Origin of the sequence: Rhizobium sp. L1K21 (assembly GCF_024055895.1) — a bacterium.
Lineage (GTDB): Bacteria > Pseudomonadota > Alphaproteobacteria > Rhizobiales > Rhizobiaceae > Ensifer_A.
In genome coordinates this window covers 447627-464711 of record NZ_JAMXLE010000002.1, presented here as the reverse complement: position 1 = coordinate 464711, position 17085 = coordinate 447627, and the positions used below count along the sequence as shown (strand labels likewise).

Annotated in this window: 14 protein-coding genes; 12 read left to right on the top strand and 2 right to left on the bottom strand. The window is 54.4% G+C overall.

Going from position 1 to position 17085, the window contains the following annotated elements; genetic code table 11:
* Positions 1 to 338 precede the first annotated feature (338 nt).
* The 6 genes from NHF56_RS20935 to NHF56_RS14745 all read left to right on the top strand — a co-directional run bounded on the left by NHF56_RS20935 (position 339) and on the right by NHF56_RS14745 (position 5209).
* Positions 339 to 1028 (top strand): helix-turn-helix transcriptional regulator, encoded by a 690-nt coding sequence (locus tag NHF56_RS20935; protein ID WP_306431183.1) that lies wholly within the window; start codon positions 339 to 341, stop codon positions 1026 to 1028.
* 14 nt (positions 1029 to 1042) lie between these two features.
* Positions 1043 to 1456: a response regulator gene (locus tag NHF56_RS14765; protein WP_252805813.1), complete on the top strand. Its 414-nt coding sequence runs from the start codon at positions 1043 to 1045 to the stop codon at positions 1454 to 1456.
* Between the two features lie 40 nt (positions 1457 to 1496).
* The gene (locus tag NHF56_RS14760) at positions 1497 to 1916 is read left to right on the top strand and encodes a response regulator (RefSeq protein WP_252805811.1); all 420 of its coding nucleotides are present in this window, start codon (positions 1497 to 1499) and stop codon (positions 1914 to 1916) included.
* Positions 1917 to 2193: 277 nt separating this feature from the next.
* Positions 2194 to 3210, top strand: coding sequence for an ABC transporter substrate-binding protein (locus NHF56_RS14755; protein WP_252805809.1), 1017 nt, complete (start codon positions 2194 to 2196; stop codon positions 3208 to 3210).
* Between the two features lie 87 nt (positions 3211 to 3297).
* Positions 3298 to 4188 (top strand): proline/glycine betaine ABC transporter permease, encoded by an 891-nt coding sequence (locus NHF56_RS14750; protein WP_252805807.1) that lies wholly within the window; start codon positions 3298 to 3300, stop codon positions 4186 to 4188.
* Positions 4181 to 5209 (top strand): glycine betaine/L-proline ABC transporter ATP-binding protein, encoded by a 1029-nt coding sequence (locus NHF56_RS14745; RefSeq protein ID WP_252805805.1) that lies wholly within the window; start codon positions 4181 to 4183, stop codon positions 5207 to 5209. The genes NHF56_RS14750 and NHF56_RS14745 overlap by 8 nt, the downstream gene beginning before the upstream one ends.
* 25 nt (positions 5210 to 5234) lie before the next feature.
* Here the strand turns inward: NHF56_RS14745 and NHF56_RS14740 are convergent, their stop codons facing one another.
* Together NHF56_RS14740 and NHF56_RS14735 are read right to left on the bottom strand one after the other, a co-directional pair.
* Entirely contained in the window at positions 5235 to 6077 is an 843-nt protein-coding gene (locus tag NHF56_RS14740) for a hypothetical protein (protein ID WP_252805803.1), read from the bottom strand.
* Positions 6078 to 6166: 89 nt separating this feature from the next.
* Positions 6167 to 6640, bottom strand: a complete 474-nt coding sequence (locus NHF56_RS14735) for an Lrp/AsnC family transcriptional regulator (RefSeq protein ID WP_252805801.1) — start codon at positions 6638 to 6640, stop codon at positions 6167 to 6169.
* 132 nt (positions 6641 to 6772) lie between these two features.
* On the opposite strand from NHF56_RS14735, the gene putA reads away from it, so the two are divergent.
* The 6 genes from putA to NHF56_RS14705 all read left to right on the top strand — a co-directional run bounded on the left by putA (position 6773) and on the right by NHF56_RS14705 (position 16813).
* A complete protein-coding gene (putA, locus tag NHF56_RS14730) occupies positions 6773 to 10459 on the top strand; it encodes a trifunctional transcriptional regulator/proline dehydrogenase/L-glutamate gamma-semialdehyde dehydrogenase (protein WP_252805800.1) in 3687 nt (1228 codons plus the stop codon).
* Between the two features lie 135 nt (positions 10460 to 10594).
* Positions 10595 to 11278 (top strand): hypothetical protein, encoded by a 684-nt coding sequence (locus NHF56_RS14725; RefSeq protein WP_252805798.1) that lies wholly within the window; start codon positions 10595 to 10597, stop codon positions 11276 to 11278.
* 30 nt (positions 11279 to 11308) lie between these two features.
* Positions 11309 to 12679: an O-antigen ligase gene (locus NHF56_RS14720; RefSeq protein WP_252805797.1), complete on the top strand. Its 1371-nt coding sequence runs from the start codon at positions 11309 to 11311 to the stop codon at positions 12677 to 12679.
* A gap of 2 nt (positions 12680 to 12681) precedes the next feature.
* Positions 12682 to 13458, top strand: a complete 777-nt coding sequence (locus NHF56_RS14715; RefSeq protein ID WP_306431182.1) for a metallophosphoesterase family protein — start codon at positions 12682 to 12684, stop codon at positions 13456 to 13458.
* Positions 13459 to 13536: 78 nt separating this feature from the next.
* Positions 13537 to 15690, top strand: a complete 2154-nt coding sequence (locus NHF56_RS14710; RefSeq protein ID WP_256995418.1) for a Wzz/FepE/Etk N-terminal domain-containing protein — start codon at positions 13537 to 13539, stop codon at positions 15688 to 15690.
* A 715-nt stretch (positions 15691 to 16405) separates the two neighbouring features.
* Complete coding sequence (locus NHF56_RS14705) at positions 16406 to 16813, top strand: hypothetical protein (RefSeq protein WP_252805795.1); 408 nt, start codon at positions 16406 to 16408, stop codon at positions 16811 to 16813.
* Positions 16814 to 17085 lie beyond the last annotated feature (272 nt).

Sequence of the window (17085 nt, the reverse complement as noted above, 5' to 3'; positions counted from 1 at the left end):
GCGCCTGGCTTATCATTCGCTAACTAACAGTTTTAATGAGGATATATCGAAGAATCGGCCTTTTTTCGACCTGTCAATTGCAAAGAGTCGCGATGCGGTGGCAATTTACGGGTGTGGCAAATTGACCGGTTCTTTGGTGCGTGATACGCAATTAAGTTGTGAGAGGGCTAGACATATCCGCCGCACCAGGTTGTTGGTCCCCACCTAATATCAACCTGCGTCCAGCCCTCTTACACCTCTCAAACTACGCAAAAGTAGTATATGTTGAAATCCCCCAGAACTTGGGGACATGTGACGGGTAAACGCGCGGGGAACGAGTGGAGCAAAAAGAGAACGCCTTGAAAACCGCGCGACTGTCTGAATCCTTCCTAGAGCGTGAACTGGGCAGAGCTCAAAGCAAGACAGACTTCTTTCGCGCGTTCAAAATGCACGCCGACTATTACGGCTTGCGCTCTTTCGTGCTTCTTGAGGTTGAAAGGCTTAGGGATGGCGCCCGCCTCGGCGACTTCATCAGCCTGTCGAAATTGCCTGCGCAGAGCCGCGATGTTCTCGATGCCGCGCAATTCAGCTTGCAGGATGCATTTCTTCGCGAGCTGACCGCGCTCAAGCGGCCCAAGATCTGGACGGAAGCCACTTGCGGGCAATATTGCGTTCTGCTGGCTGGCGCGCGCGTTATGGGCATACCTCATTTGACAAACGCCGGGAGCCGGTATTGTGTTTTGCTGGGAGACGGCTCGGGAGACCGGGACGGAGAACAGCTCAGCGATATTATCTACGACTTCTCCAACATAACCAGGCGCTATTGTGATTTTGCCGGCCTGAACAGCGATACGCCCTCTTTCAGCAAGCGCGAGCGAGAGGTTACCGAATGGACCTCGGAAGGCAAAACGACGGCTGAGATCGCGATTATCCTGGGTCTTTCGGAATATACGGTCAACGAATATATCGCTACGGCCATGCGGAAAGTGGATGCGGTCAGCCGCGGACACCTGGTGGCGAAGGCAATCAGGCTCGGTATCATAGATTAAGGCGGAGGAGACCGATGACGCAGGCGTTTGACGGGAAAATCAGGGTTCTGCTGATCGACGATGATCCTGCAGAGTTTGAGATGATCTCAATGCAGGCCGACCGGTTAGCCGAGGGCGCACGCATTCATATTGATTACGCGATGTCCATCGAAGCTGCAATTGCGAAATTGGCGGAAGGTGCCTACCAGCTTGTCCTTCTGGACAATATGTTGCTGCCCAACAAGGATTTCCGCGAAACCGTGCCGCAGCTGCGCAAGGCCCGCTACACTGGTCCGATCGGGATCATCTCAAACGATATTTCGGACGCGTTCTTCCAGGAAATCGAGCGCTACGGCGCCGATTTCAGGATGTCCAAGCAGGAGCTCGACGCGGATTCGCTTGAATATGTCTTTCTCGAATTCACCAGGGACAACTCGGCCCCGTTGTGACGGCGTTTTGGGAGCGTAAAAACACGGCAGGAGGAGTGCCATGAAAAACAATAAGGTCGCTGTCGTCGTCGATGATGACGAAATGGATGCTCTTCATATTACAAATGCTCTTACGAGGGCAAAACCAGACCTGAAAACCGTGTGGTACGCCGATCCCGAGCGGGCACTGGGAGAGTTCGACACGCTGGGTGAGGTTTCCTTCATGTTGGTGGATCTCAACATGCCCGGCCAGGGCGGGATTGAATTCCTCAATAACCTGCGTTCTCGGGAAAACAGTACATTTCCTCCTGTCATCATTTTCACCTCCTCAGGCCTCGAAGATGACAGACAGGCGGCTTATGAGGCCAAGGCCTCTGCTTTCCTGCAAAAGCCCAGCTCGCTGTCCGATTACACGCAGTTGGCACAGCGTTGTGTGGGCTTCTGGATTGATGCTGTGGAGCTTGACGGCAATAATCCTTAAAGCATTTCCAGCCAAAGCGCGTTCGCTGCGGCGTCGACAATGCGCAAAAACAGACAGATAGAGCGCTTCGGTTCGCTGGAATACAATTTTCCAGTTTTGGCGCTTTTCAGTTTACTTCTCTGAGAAGAAATGGTTGTCTTCAAGCAACATCTTAAGAACATCGCCGTTTGCACGACATTGGCTTTGTTCTCAAAATCATCCGTGAGGGATGGTGACTGGTCGCGAAACCGTAGATCCGCGACCGGAAAAGTCATAAAGATCTGGGAGTTCAAACTTGATGAAAACGTTTCGGTATGGCGCGCTTGGCGCGCTTGGCATTATTGCATCCATCGCAATGGCACCTTCAGCCTCGGCGGCTGAGTGCGGCAACATCACAGTGGCCGAAATGAACTGGGCATCTGCCGAACTCATGGCCAATGTCGACAAGATCATTCTCGAAAACGGTTATGGCTGCGATGTGGAACTCGTGCCGGGTGCCACGAACCCGACATTTACGTCCATGAACGAGAAGGGCGAGCCCGATGTCGCGCCGGAACTATGGATCAACGCCATTCGTGAGCCGCTGGAAAAGGCTTACGCCGAAGGCCGTCTTCACAAATTGCTCGACGGTCCAATCGAAGGAACCGGCGAAGGCTGGTGGGTCACCCGAAAATTTGCCGACGAGCATCCCGAACTCGATACGGTCGGCAAGCTGATCGAGCACCCCGAGCTTTTTCCGGCAACCGAAGACCCGTCCAAGGGTGCCTTCATGGGATGCCCTGCCGGTTGGGGTTGCCAGAACATCAACAACAATCTCTTCCGCGCCTTCAAAATGGAAGACAAAGGCTGGGTCCAGGTCAATCCGGGCTCTGCGGCCGGTCTTGATGGCGCAATCGCAAAGGCAGCCGAACGCGGCGAACCCTGGTTCGGGTATTATTGGGCACCCACGGCCATCATCGGCAAATACGATCTGCAGATGATACCTTTTGGCGTCGATTGGGCGGGTGACGAAAACTGGCATGACTGCCTGTCTCTGGAAGTGGCCGAATGTGCCGACCCCCAGCCGACAACCTGGATCAAGTCCGAGGTCAACACCACGGTTTCCGACGATTTCTTCAAAAGCGGAAGTTCGGCAATCGACTATCTGAAGACACGCGTTTGGCCGGCCAAGGCCATGAACGGCATGCTCGTTTACATGACTGACAATCAGGCGACCGGCGAAGACGCTGCTTATCACTTCCTGGAAAGCCAGGAAGACGTCTGGAGCAAATGGGTGTCCTCTGAAGTCGCTGAAAAGGTCAAAGCCGCGCTGTAACATTGCGCGGATTTCAATCTGTCATCGGGGGGTACGCCCCCCGTTTTCATATCCGCCGCCGGAATGGGGATAATACAGGGGTTTAGAATGGACTTCTTCTTGGAGTTTCCGGAATTGGGGCGGCACACACTTGCTGCCATGCGCAAGGCAATCGATACATCCTTCATCCATTTTTCGCGCGAATACGGCGCGGCGCTGGAAGCGTTTTTCTACCCTTTGCTACAGTTCATGATATGGTTCGAAAAGCTTCTTCTCTCCACGCCATGGCCCATTATCTTGCTGATCATTGGCGGCTTGGCCTGGTTCGGCTCGCGATCCGTGAAGATCACTGTGGGATCGGTGATCGCCATGGCGCTGATCGGTATCTTCGGCATGTGGGAAGACACGATGGCAACACTGGCCATCGTCTCGGTTGCAACCCTGCTCTGTGTGGTAATCGGCATCCCGATTGGCATCGTCATGGCGCGCTTTGAGCGCGCGCAATCCGTCATTACCCCCATTCTCGACGTAATGCAGACCATCCCTTCGTTTGTCTACTTGATCCCTGTGGTGATGCTTCTCGGTATCGGCAAGGTGCCGGGTCTGCTCGCTGTCTGCATATATGCGATACCGCCAATCGTGCGACTGACCAATCTCGGGATCAGGCTGGTGGATCGCGATGTTCTTGAAGCTGCCGATGCCTTCGGTGCCTCGCCGCGGCAGAAGCTTTTTTCCGTTCAGGTGCCGCTTGCGCTCCCCAATATCTTTGCCGGTGTCAACCAGACCATCATGATGGCGCTTTCCATGGTGGTGATTGCCTCCATGATCGGGGTCAGGGGGCTCGGCGTGCCTGTGCTCAAAGCAATCTCGAACCAATACCTGTCTCTTGGACTGATGAATGGTCTGGCGATTGTGGCGCTCGCTATCATATTCGACCGTGTTTCGCAGACCTATGGTCAGCGGCTTCAAGCCTACCGGAAAGGATTTGGCGATGAGTGAAGCCAAGATTGAGATCAAAAACCTCTACAAGGTGTTTGGCGATCATCCCAGCAAGGTCATCGAACTGGTCCAGGACGGCATTTCCAAAACCGATCTGCTCGAAAAGCATGGACATATTCTGGGACTGAAAGACATCTCGCTAAAAATACCAAACCGCGAAATTCAGGTCATCATGGGTCTGTCCGGCTCAGGCAAGTCCACGCTTATTCGCCATATCAACCGGTTGATCGAACCGACAGCCGGTGAAATCTGGATCGACAATGAAGACGTGACGGCCATGAGCCAGGCAGCACTCCGCGACCTGCGGCGCTTCAAAACCTCCATGGTGTTTCAAAAGTTTGCCCTTCTGCCGCATCGAACCGTGATCGAAAACGTCGCCTATGGCCTCTCCATGCAGGGTGTTCCCGAGGCAGAGGCACACAAGCGCGCGATGCACTGGATTGAACGCGTGGAACTGAACGGGTTTGAAAACAATTATCCAGGCCAATTGTCCGGAGGCATGCAGCAGCGTGTCGGCCTGGCGAGGGCGCTTGCCACCGATGCTGAAATTCTGTTGATGGACGAGGCGTTTTCAGCCCTTGATCCCCTGATCAGAACCGGCATGCAGAACATTCTGCTTGGCCTGCAGGAAGAGCTGCACAAGACGATTGTTTTCATCACACACGATCTGGACGAAGCTTTGCGGCTTGGTGACAATATCGCCATTCTGCGTGACGGCGAAATGGTTCAGGACGGCAGCCCGCAGGATATCGTGATGCGTCCGGCAGACGATTATGTGTCGGAGTTCATCAAGGACATCAATCGTGGGCGGGTGATCAAGGTCGGCTCTCTTGCCGACCCCGCAGCCAGTGCCAGCGATGGTGCGCCGATTATCGTGGCCGATACTGCGCTGGAAACGGCGCTTTCGACGCTTGTTGCAGCCCCGGGTCAAAGTTGTCGCATCACGAAAAAGGATGGCTCCGATCTCGGTACGCTCACGCTTGAACGTGCGGTTGCGGCGCTGCATGCACCTGCAGGCTGATGCGTGAGCGGCCACACAAATCGGGTCACTCAAGAATGTCTGTCACCACGCCAGCGCTCAGCAATTCTCCTGAGCTTGGATACCACATGGAGTTTGCCGCAGCACTGTGCATTCGAGCGGCAAAATCTGGCTTTACTCCTGCATTCAGGAAAAGCGCCTCATCCCGCTTTTGCTCAGCTTTCGGGTCGCTGCCCAGAACCGCATAGTCAGCTTCCACGCGATACTGGTGAAACCCAAGCCGACCGCCGGGCTTCAACCAGCGTTTCTTCCCGCCAATGAAAGCAGTTGTGCACGCGGACGAACATTCGTCTTCGATAATCGTATCGATGCCGCGCTCCCGAAAGAGCTTTTCAAGCCCGCGTGCTTCATAGATATTGCCGCCCTTGCTGGAAAGAATGATCCTGTAAGGCGCGGACTTTTCCTGGAAGAGCGCTGTCAGCCGCTTGGTGATGCCGAGCTCCAATGTGCCGGCGAGTTTCAGCGTGTCGCCGTCTTCGCGCGTCAGCGCATAGCGCGCCTCCCGCTCGCTTCGCCATTTGGCCTCGTAATCGATATAGTCCGGAACATCGACCGTCATCTGCCAGGCATTGAGCGCGTAGCTGGCGGTCAGCCAGAAAGCGACGAGAACGCCAAGCTGAGCCCCCCAGTGAACGGCGATGGCGCCGCGGTCGCGAATGTAATTCTCGCCCGCTCGGAAGACCCCCACCGCTTGCCAGATAAAGACGATGCCGTGGAAGAAGACCGCCAATGCGAGCACCAGCAGGGACTGTTCGAAATAATCTTCGTATTCGTCGGGTCTGAAGGCTCCTTGGACAAGGAAGATGACCGCGCGCAGGGCAACAAGATTGACTGCGAAAGACCAGAGCAAGCCCTGTTCTCCCCGCCAGTGGCTCAAAACATAAGCTTTCAAGCGCGCAAGCAACATAGAACAAATGCTACCACGCGATTTTCTCAGTGCTAACCCCAATTCTCCTTGATGGGTTCCATGACGAAGCTGGTCGAGGTGTTGGCCACATGCGGCAGGCTCGAGATGCTTTCACCAAGCACGAGGCGGAAACGATGAATACTGGATGTGCGCACCTTCAGCAGATAGTCGAAGCGCCCCGCGATCATGTGGCATTCCTCGATTTCCGGCACTTTCTTGGCCGCTGCGTTGAAGCCGCGCAGGGCCTCATCGCGCGTGTCCGTAAGCTTGACTTCAACGAAGGCAACGTGACTGAGCCCCAGTTTGGCGGGGTTGAGCACAGCCTTGAAGCCGTCAATGTAGCCGTGATCCACCAGCTTCTTCATGCGAACCTGGCAGGGGGTCTTTGAGAGGCCAACGCGGCTGGCAAGCTCGGTAACGCTCATCCGCCCGTCGCGGTTCAATTCATTCATGATTTTCCTGTCCCAATGGTCCAATTCACCAGGATTGTCAGTTTTGCGGTCCATATTTTCCCACGAAGGTTTGATTTGAAGTCATTTGGCCTATTAAAAAACATAATCTAAGTCGGATCGACTTTCAATTTCAGCATATTGTCTTCGCATATAATCAGTCTGCGTTTTCGATTGCGGAGATCAACGATGACGGCCGAGCCCCGGATTACCACTGAACTGCCCTTTTCCAACTTCGCACCCGCGATCATCGGAGAAGATGATCTGCGCAGGCGGATCAACATCGCTTACCGCCGCGCCGAGCGCGACTGTGTGCGTGACCTCCTGGACCTTGCACGGGTGCCGGCAGAGCTGAAATCGCCCATTGCCGACACAACAATCAAACTCGTCAAGGCGCTGCGTGCAAAACACACCGGTTCCGGCATGGAAGGGTTAGTGCACGAATACTCGCTGTCCAGCGAGGAGGGCGTGGCGCTGATGTGCCTGGCCGAAGCGCTGTTGCGTATTCCCGATCCGGCAACAAGGGATGCGCTTATTCGCGACAAGATATCCGGCGGCGACTGGCGCGCGCACTTGGGCGATGGCCGCTCACTCTTCGTGAACGCAGCAACATGGGGTCTCGTGATCACGCGAAAACTCACATCCACAGTAGACGACCGGAAGCTTTCAAACGTCCTGACCAAGCTGATCGGTCGTTTCGGCGAGCCGATCATCCGCCAGGGCGTCGATATGGCCATGCGGTTGATGGGCGAGCAATTTGTGGCTGGCGAGACCATTGGCGAGGCATTGAAGAATGCCCGACCCAAGGAGAAAATCGGCTTTCGCTACTCCTATGACATGCTGGGCGAGGCGGCGATGACAGCCGGGGACGCCGAACGCTATTACAAGGAATATGAAGCTGCCATCCACGCCGTAGGCAAAGGTGGCCAAGGCGGGGATGTTTACACACGGCCGGGTATTTCGATCAAACTGTCGGCACTTCATCCCCGCTATGTGAGAGCGCAGTCCGCGCGGGTTATGACGGAGCTGCTGCCGCGCGTCAAAACGCTGACCGCGCTCGCCAGGTCCTATGATATCGGGATCAATATCGATGCCGAGGAGGCGGACCGATTGGAGCTTTCGCTCAACATCCTCGAAGCACTTTGCATGGATGAAGATTTCAAAGGCTGGAACGGCATCGGTTTTGTCGTGCAGGCCTACGGCAAACGTGCGCCCCTCGTACTCGACTGGATCATCGAACTCGGGCGTCGTTCCGGTCACCGCATCATGGTCCGTCTCGTGAAGGGGGCCTATTGGGATGCCGAAATCAAGCGTGCACAGGTGGACGGCCTGATGGACTATCCGGTTTTCACGCGCAAGGTTCATACCGATGTTTCTTACCTTGCCTGCTCCCGCAAGTTGCTGGATGCGCGGGATGCGGTTTTTCCTCAATTTGCCACGCACAATGCCCAGACGCTCTCCTCGATCTATCACTTGGCCGGGCCCGATTTCAAAATCGGCGACTACGAGTTCCAGTGCCTGCACGGCATGGGTGAGCCGCTTTACAATGAGGTGGTCGGCAAGGCGAAACTCGACCGGCCTTGCCGCGTCTATGCGCCGGTCGGAACACACGAGACATTGCTGGCCTATCTCGTTCGCCGCCTGCTGGAAAATGGTGCCAACGCCTCTTTTGTCAACCGCATTGCTGACAAGAAAATTGCGCCAGAAGAGCTGGCGGCAGATCCTGTGGCCGTTGTCGAAGCCATGGCGGACACGGGCGCGCCACACGAACTGATTTCCCGACCGTCGGCGATCCTCGGACCTGACCGCGAAAACTCCCACGGCCTGGATCTCTCTGACGAAACAGCTTTGGCTGAACTTGCATGGTCATTGCAGCATACCGCCGAAACGCTTTGGCAATCCCGTCCCGTCACTGTGCACGACACTGGTGTCGGCGCAAAGAAGCCGGTTTTGAACCCTGCCGACCACAATGACGTGGTTGGGGAGGTTGCTGAAGCAACGCCTGAAGTCGTCCAGGATGCCGTAGCCGCCGCGCTTGACTATGCGCCGAAATGGGCAGGGACGACGGCTGCCGAAAGGGCAGCAATGCTCGATGCGGCCGCAGACGTCATGCAGTCGCGTATTGAAGGCCTGATGGGTATTGTTATGCGCGAAGCTGGCAAGACCGCAGCCAATGCCATCGGCGAAGTGCGCGAAGCAATCGATTTCATGCGCTATTATGCAGAGCAGGCGCGTGGCACGTTCGGCGCTGAACAGACCCCGCTCGGTCCCATCGTCTGCATCAGCCCGTGGAACTTCCCGTTGGCGATCTTTACAGGCCAGGTTTCCGCAGCGCTTGCCGCCGGCAACGTTGTGCTTGCCAAGCCTGCAGAAGAAACGCCGCTCATTGCCGCAGAAGCCGTTCACATCCTTCACGAAGCCGGCATCCCGCTGGGCGCATTGCAATTCCTGCCCGGCGACGGGCGCATTGGTGCCGCGCTCACGGCGGCGGAAGGCATCGAAGGCGTGATGTTTACCGGCTCAACCGAAGTGGCAAAGCTCATCCAGAAACAGCTGGCAAAGCGCACGTCCAGATATGGCAAGCCTATCCCGTTCATTGCAGAGACCGGCGGCCAGAATGCCATGATCGTGGATTCGTCTGCGCTTGCAGAGCAGGTGGTGGCCGACGTGATTGCATCGGCTTTCGATAGCGCGGGCCAGCGTTGTTCCGCACTTCGCGTGCTTTGCTTGCAGGAGGAAATTGCCGACCGCACGTTGAACATGCTGAAAGGGGCAATGCGCGAGCTTTCCATCGGCAACACAGAGCGGCTGTCAACCGATATCGGGCCGGTCATCCACGCCGAGGCACAGGAAACGATCAACCGTCACATCAATGCCATGAAGGGCCGCGGCTTCAAGGTCGAACAGTTTTCTCTTCCTGACGAGGCCGGCAAGGGAACCTTTGTTGCGCCAACGATTGTCGAGATCAATCATATCGGCGAGTTGGGTCGCGAAGTCTTCGGCCCGGTGCTGCATGTGGTACGCTTCAAGCAGCGCGGTCTCGGTGCACTCATCGATACCATCAATGCCACCGGCTATGGTCTGACATTTGGTCTTCACACCCGCCTTGACAAGACGATCGACGCGGTCAGCCAGCGTGTTGCCGCCGGCAATATTTATATCAACCGCAATATCATCGGCGCAGTTGTGGGGGTACAGCCCTTTGGCGGACGCGGGCTTTCCGGCACCGGTCCGAAAGCGGGCGGCCCGCTTTACCTCGGTAGATTGACAGGCAAGGCCCCCGCGCAACCCGCGTTGAGAGCCGAAAGTTTGGATGCCGGTTTGGGTGCTTTCGCAAATTGGCTTGAAACGAATGGTTTTGCGGCGGAGGCAAAAGCCGCACTTGAAATCGGCGCGGCATCAAATCTTGGTGTATCTGTTCAGCTCCCAGGCCCGGTCGGCGAGCGAGACACCTATTCTCTTCATCCAAGGGGCCGTATTCTCATCCTCCCGCAGACGCGGGCCGGCCTCATAAAGCAAATCGCATCCGGGCTTTCGACCGGCAATGATTTGATCGTCCTGCCTACTGAGGAAACGCAGACGTTTCTCAACGGACTCCCCTCACTGGTGCAAAGCCGAATGCAGCAAGTGGATGATTGGCGGGCGTTCGGCCCATATGCCGGCGTATTGATTGAGGGCGACGCGGAACGTGTTGCCGACCTGAACATGAAAATCGCTTCTTTGGACGGCCCAATCCCCCTCGTGCAGGCCGCCACCTCGTATGACTTGGAGGCAGGTCAAGCTCACTATTGCCTGGATTGGCTGGTCGAGGAGGTTTCAATTTCCGTGAACACCGCCGCAGCAGGTGGGAATGCTAGCCTTATGGCTATCGGCTAAGCACTCCATTTGTGGGGGGACGCAAAAAAAACCAGCCGGGGCAGGTGGAATAAAAGGCCGCTTGCCCCGACATTAGGAATTGTTTTGTATTTGGGCATTAAATAAGAACAGGCAAACGCAGGATCCTGTTTTATAATGCGACAATTACTGACAGCCAGAAACGGCAGATACTTCCTTGCGGCTGCAGCCTCTTTCGTCGCGATCATCTTTTCCGCGAATATCTTCCGTCAGGAAGCAGCAGCCCTGACCTATGGCGGAACCAACAATATCGCGTTCCACAATCGCATCCACGCAGGCTCCATTCAGCCTGCATTTTCCACATATGCCAATAAACGTATCCTTCTGACATGCCTGAACGGTATGGCAGGGCTACGCGCGCAAGTGAACACGCCAAAATACAATATTGATTATGCCGGCCAATGCCGAACCATTGTCGATGGCATTCTTGAAACCAATCCTACCGACAGTTTCGCCTGGACCATCCGCGCTTATGCCAGTGCGACGCTTCAGGATTACGAAGGAATGAATCACGACTTGGTCATGTCCTGGCGTACCGGACCAAATGAACAGTGGATTGCACGTCACCGGGTTGATCTTGAAGAAAAGAATGTCAGCAACCTGAGCGCAGATGCCCGCAAGATAAACGCGAACGACTTGAAAATACTGATTTTGAGTCAGGGTGGCGTGTTATCAATTGCAAAGCGATATTGGTCAGACGATGCCTTCAAAAAGAGAATTACTGACATCGTCGAGACGATGCCTGAGAAATACCAGCGCCGATTTGTCAATTGGGTTCGCAAGGCAGCAAATGAAACCTGAGAATGCAAAGGCGGGCAGGAATAAAGCCGGATGAAGAGATCGACGCTTAACGACGTAACGATGTGGTTTGTAGCCGTCTATGTGGCTACCTTGCCCCTTTTCCTGGGAGGCAACCGGCCGCTTGTTTGGGTTGGTGCGATGCTGGTGATGGCAGTCTTCGCTTTCGCCTATTTCATTGCCTTGATGATCATCAACGACCGTCTGGCAATAGGGGCGTCCTCGATCAGGATTTATCTGCTGCTCTTCGGCACCTTCATGGCTTTTCAGGTTGTGCAGACATTGCCATGGCTGCCGGCTGAGCTGACCGCCCTGCCTGACGGATTTCCGCAGGTCGGCACGATCAGCATTGTCCCAAATGAAACATGGCTCGCATTTGCCCGATGGTTCAGCTTCGGTGGTGTGGCCTTCTTTTCCTTGCAGGCCTGCGCCAACCGCCGCCGCGCCGACCGCTTCTTCTTTCTACTGTTCTGTATTGGCCTGCTACAGGCGGTGATTGGGTTCCTCCTTTACTTTCAGTTCAACGACGCGTCGATCATCGGCAAAAAATGGGTTTATCTCGGGTCGCTGACTGGCACCTTCATCAACCGCAACACGATGGCAACATTTCTCGCCTCCGGCGCAGTTCTGGCAATTGGTGTATTAACCAACAACATACTCACATCAGGCGATATGCGAAACATACGTCTGGAGCGGCTTGTTAAGGCAGCGCTTCTGCCAGCCGCAGCATTTTTCCTCATTATCGTGGATGTATCCGCGACGAATTCGCGAATGGGTTTTCTGGTCACCGCAATCGGCGTGACAGCCATTTCAATCATGATTGCCACGACCTTGAAAAGGTCGCTCGGCAAAGGTGGCGAAAGACCAAAACGCCGTTCAGTCTGGGCGATTGTTGTTCTGGGGCTACTCGTGCTCTTGGCGGTCTTGTCTTCATATGGGCTTGGGACATTGGAGCGCCTCGGTGGGATCGACAGTTCAGCCGAGGTGCGCCTTAATCTTTACAAGCAGGTGGTAGAGGTCATTCTGGCGCGTCCACTGACAGGCTTTGGAGGGGGAGCCTTTGCAAGCGTCTTTCCATTTTTTCATGAATTGCCTGTAAGTGTCGATTACATATGGGATAAAGCCCATAACAGCTATTTAGCGTTATGGAGCGAGTACGGTCTGGTTTTCGGCACTATCCCCATACTCATCGTGGGTTTGGCGACTTGGCAAATGGCACGTACCTTGCGTTCCAGGCCGGCAGTCAGTTCGATGGCGGCAATTGCCGTGATTATTCTGGCCGCTGTCCATGCGTTGGTCGATTTCAGTCTCGAAATCCAAGGCTACACCGTCTATTTCGTTGCCATCGTGAGCTGTGGATTGGTGCGGACATTTCCTGCAGCCAGAAGTGAAAAGAGCCGGTAACCATGCTGCGTGCCCTCAGACAAATGTTCGGTTCGCGCGCACCTCAGACTATTGTCTCCGACCGGCCGAGGCTCGTCTTTGACGAAGATCCGGCAGTTGTTTACGCGGTCGGTGATGTGCATGGCTGCCTGAAAGAACTTGAAGCTCTCGAAAAAGCCATTGTTGCCGACGCACTGTCTGTTGAAGGCGAAAAATGGATACTGATGCTGGGCGACTATATAGACCGGGGCGACTTTTCCGCAGCGGTGATCGATCACCTGCTGGCGCCCGCACCAACGGGTTTTCGCCGACTGTGCATTGCCGGTAACCATGAAGAGGCCTTTATCGATTTCATCAATTCTGAATGCCGCAAGGATGCATGGTTATCGTTTGGCGGTTTGGAAACCCTTGCCTCATATGGCCTTTATCGTGAAGGAGAAAACAGGAAGGCGCTGGCGCGCAAGGTGGAGGCTTGTATTCCCTCAGAGCATATTCAGTTTATCCGCTCCCTGCCCGAACTGATTAAGACCCCATCCTTTTGCTTTGTGCATGCGGGGATTGATCCGGCAAAGACGCTGGAAGATCAGAGCAGCCAGACCTTATTGTGGTCCAGACCCTCTCAGTTCGATTGGGCCGCCAGCGCTTTGGATTTTACCGTTGTTCACGGGCACACGCCTGTGGAGACTCCCGAAATGTCCGCCCATCGCATCAACGTTGATATTGGGGCTTATGCCACTGGCAGGCTGGCCGCTGCCAGGATCGCCCGGACAGACAAAATACGCTTTCTATTTTCGAGTTAACTATCGATAGCTATATAATTTGCGATTGCCGACCCATCTGCTAAGAGAAAGCGGCTGCGCGTTACCTGGGAAAAAATTATGAACGAAGAAATTGACATTCGGCTAATTTTTGGACTGATACGCCGGCAGGTGTGGATGATACTCGCTGTCATTTTTATTACACTTTTTGCTTCAGCGGCAGTCTTGTTCGCTTTGACTCCCAAGTATACTGCAACTGCAAAAATTCTTGTCGATACAAGTTACAAGGACGTGCTCAATCCGTCGGATCAGGGTGGGGCGCTGCGAAACGAGGGGAGCGCCCGTGTTGACAGCGAAGTCGAAATCTTGCGCTCCGACAATGCCATTACGCAACTCATAAAAGACAAGAACCTCGTGACCGATCCAGAATTCGGAATCTCGGTCGGCTTGACTGAAAAGCTGCTTTCCGTTTTCAACTTATCAGGCGATGAAACGCCAGACGGCGATGAACTGCTTGCGCGTGTGCTGACAAAGGTAAAGAAGGCCGTGAATATTTCGCGGCAGGGTCTGACATATATTATCTCCGTTTCCGTGACTTCGCGGGATCCGAAAAAGGCTGCAGACCTCGCCAACAGCCTTGTGCATATTTACATAAGCCAGCAGGTTCAGTCGAAAATATCGACCACAATTGACGCCCGCAACGTGGTGCAGTCGCAGATCCAACAGGCGAACGCTGCGCTGGCAACCAGTGAGCGGCGATTCGATCAGTATCTTGACGACAATTTGCCAAAATTTGCGGATCAATCCAATTCGGCGCAAATCCGGAGCCTCAAGACACAACTTGAAGACCTGAAGAAAAACGCCGAGGAGAAATCCGGCGTGTTGGACGCTGCATTGGCTAGACTCAACAATGACAGTTACTCAGAGCTTGCAGAAACGCTCAAGAGCGACGCCATTGCAGAATTGGAAAGACAAAGGGAAGCGTTGACGAGCTCGCTCGACAGTGCAGAGCAAGGCAGTCAGAAGGCCGTTGATCTGCGTGCCGAACTGGCAAGAATTGACGCCGATGTCAAGAAGCAGGCCAGGCAGGAAGTGAACTCGCTTCAAAGCGAGGTTTCCAGCTACCAAAATCAGGCATCCGATGTTCGCCAGGAACTGAGAACGTCAGTATTGAGCGCGGATCTACCTCCGGAGGTTCTTGCCGACATTTATACTATCCGGCAGGAATCCGAAATTGCACGCAACCAGTATCAAAACCTTCTTTCCCGCCTGAAGGAGCTGGACACGCAAGCACAGTTGCAGCTTGCGGACAGTCGGGTTGTCAACGAAGCCTTGGCCCCCGCCACCCCCTCATTCCCCAATAAGGGACTTGTGCTCGGACTGGCCTTTGTCGCATCGCTTGGCCTCGGATTTGGCATTGCGTTTTTGCGGGAATACTTTATCGGCGGCTTTGTGAGCGACGAACAGATCGAAAACGTCTTGCGGATTCCGCTGGCGGCTGTCATCGGAAAGCAGCCTGATGATGCGCAGACAGAGCATGGGCTCGCGGACGTTGTGATCGCTTCGCCAATGTCTCAGTTTTCTGAGAGCATCCGAAAAATCCGCGTCAGAATTGAGCGGCTTATTTTTGAGCGAATGACAAGCGGTGAAAAGGAGGATGTCTGGGAAGGTCTTGTGATCCTGGTCACCTCCTCTGTGCCCAACGAGGGCAAGTCCACTGTTTCTCTATCGCTCTCTAGGATGCTCGCACATTCGGGAAAGCGGACGTTGCTGATCGACGGCGATCTGCGAAAACCAAGTGTGCACAAGGGACTGGGTCTTGCACCGAGTTCTGAGCTCCATAACTTTCTGACCGGCTCGGCCGTCCCGAAGAATATTTCGTCCCTTGCCGTATCCGATCCGATGAGCCCGCTGCGTGTTATCCTCGGTGGCCGCACGGGAACCTATGCAACCGACGAACTTGTGATGGGCGAACGTTTTGCCCGGCTGATTTCCATTGCAAAGCGGCATTTCGACTACATTGTCATCGATAGCCCCCCCCTTGAACCCGTTGTGGATGGTCTTTATCTCGCCCGCAATTCCGACATCGTGACCTTTGTTGTTCGCTGGGGTTCCACGTCGCAAAATGTGGCTAAGAAGAGTGTCAATGCACTCGGAGAAAACATCCGCCCGGGCACTCAGATCGTCGGCGTCATGAACCAGAAGTCTGTCAACAAGGCGCAATCCTATTACAAGTATTCTGGATATTACACCGACGAAGGCAGCGATTCCTGATAGGCAACGTGTCGGGCAGAACGTCTCTGCAGCCTTTAACGCTCCAGACCTTGGAAGCGGCGACGCCGGCTCATGCAAAGCGCGCTGGCTCCTCTCAAGAGGAGCAAATATCTCTTAAAGGAAATGACCTTTAGGTCACGGACTCATAAATGAGGTTGTTTTGGTAAGCCAAATTTGGTCAGCAACTAGGCGCAAGGGCGCAGGAAATGCCGATCATTTTCAAGCCGTTGCAACGCAGTGGCTGATCAAATTTGGCTTATCCGCAGGACGGTAAAATGACTGCAATCTGCAACGTCAATGGCTTCAACCGGGCCACAAGGCCCGCTTTTCAACCATTTCCTCGCATATTTTTGTCATTTTACCGCCAAAACAGCCTCATTTATGGGTCCGTGACCTAGTCTAGACGGAGAATGCCGGGTATCACGGCAAGCAAAGTCCGATAACCTGATAACGAGCACAATCAAAGGAAGATTCTTCGCAGGAACGGTGTGTTATGCAGCAATTGCGCCTGCTCGTTAGCAGAAAGATCAAAATGCATTTTTTGCCGCAAGGCAGATAGCGGTTTTACAATCGCGTCCGCGCCGCGACGACTGCGGCAAATAAACCATACATATTAACAATATCTAAACTCACTCGGACAAGAACATTGACAATTTCAAGCGGTTGCGCTTTATTGCATCGCATATAAGTTATTGTAAAAAAGGGAATACACCCTATGAAGCGTAATTTGAAGACAATTATGGCGGTTGGCGCAGTTGTATCTGCCTTCGCCGCGTCACCTAGCTTTGCAACCGTGGAGAGCGTTGTAGCCGGTTGCAGCGCCGGTGGAGGCTGCGTAGGCCTTGTCCAAACAGAAATTTTGGCAGCTCGCGCTGCGGGTGCAACTGAAGCTGAGGTTAATCAGCTGATTGCCGACCTCGTGACCAGTCTTGCTCGGTCGGTAACGGCCGGAACGCGGACCGCCATTTCTCAGGCTATCGCTGCAGCTGGTAGAGAGTCAACGAACGGCCAGCAGCAGCAGCAAATCGCTTCGATTGCTGACACGGTGTCTGCGGGTGGTAACGTTGGTGAAAACCAAACAGCTGAGCCCGGTGACGACGGAAACGCGGCAAGCGGCAACTAAGCTCCGCATCTTATAGAGATGCTTTAAGGCGGGTTTGTTAACTCGCCTTTTTGCGTTTTTTACATACTGACACTTTTGCATGTCCCAATTTATGCATGACATTCGTTATGCTTGCGGTTCCGTCCGAGTGAATTATGGCAGCTCGCCTTTTATGTCGCGCGTTTCGCCACACGGGTCAGCCACCGGAAATCGACATCCATCTCAAGCCTGCCCATTCGTTTAAAAGCATAAGCGGGCATACAACTGATTCAGCTTGGCGATCGCTCAAGTGA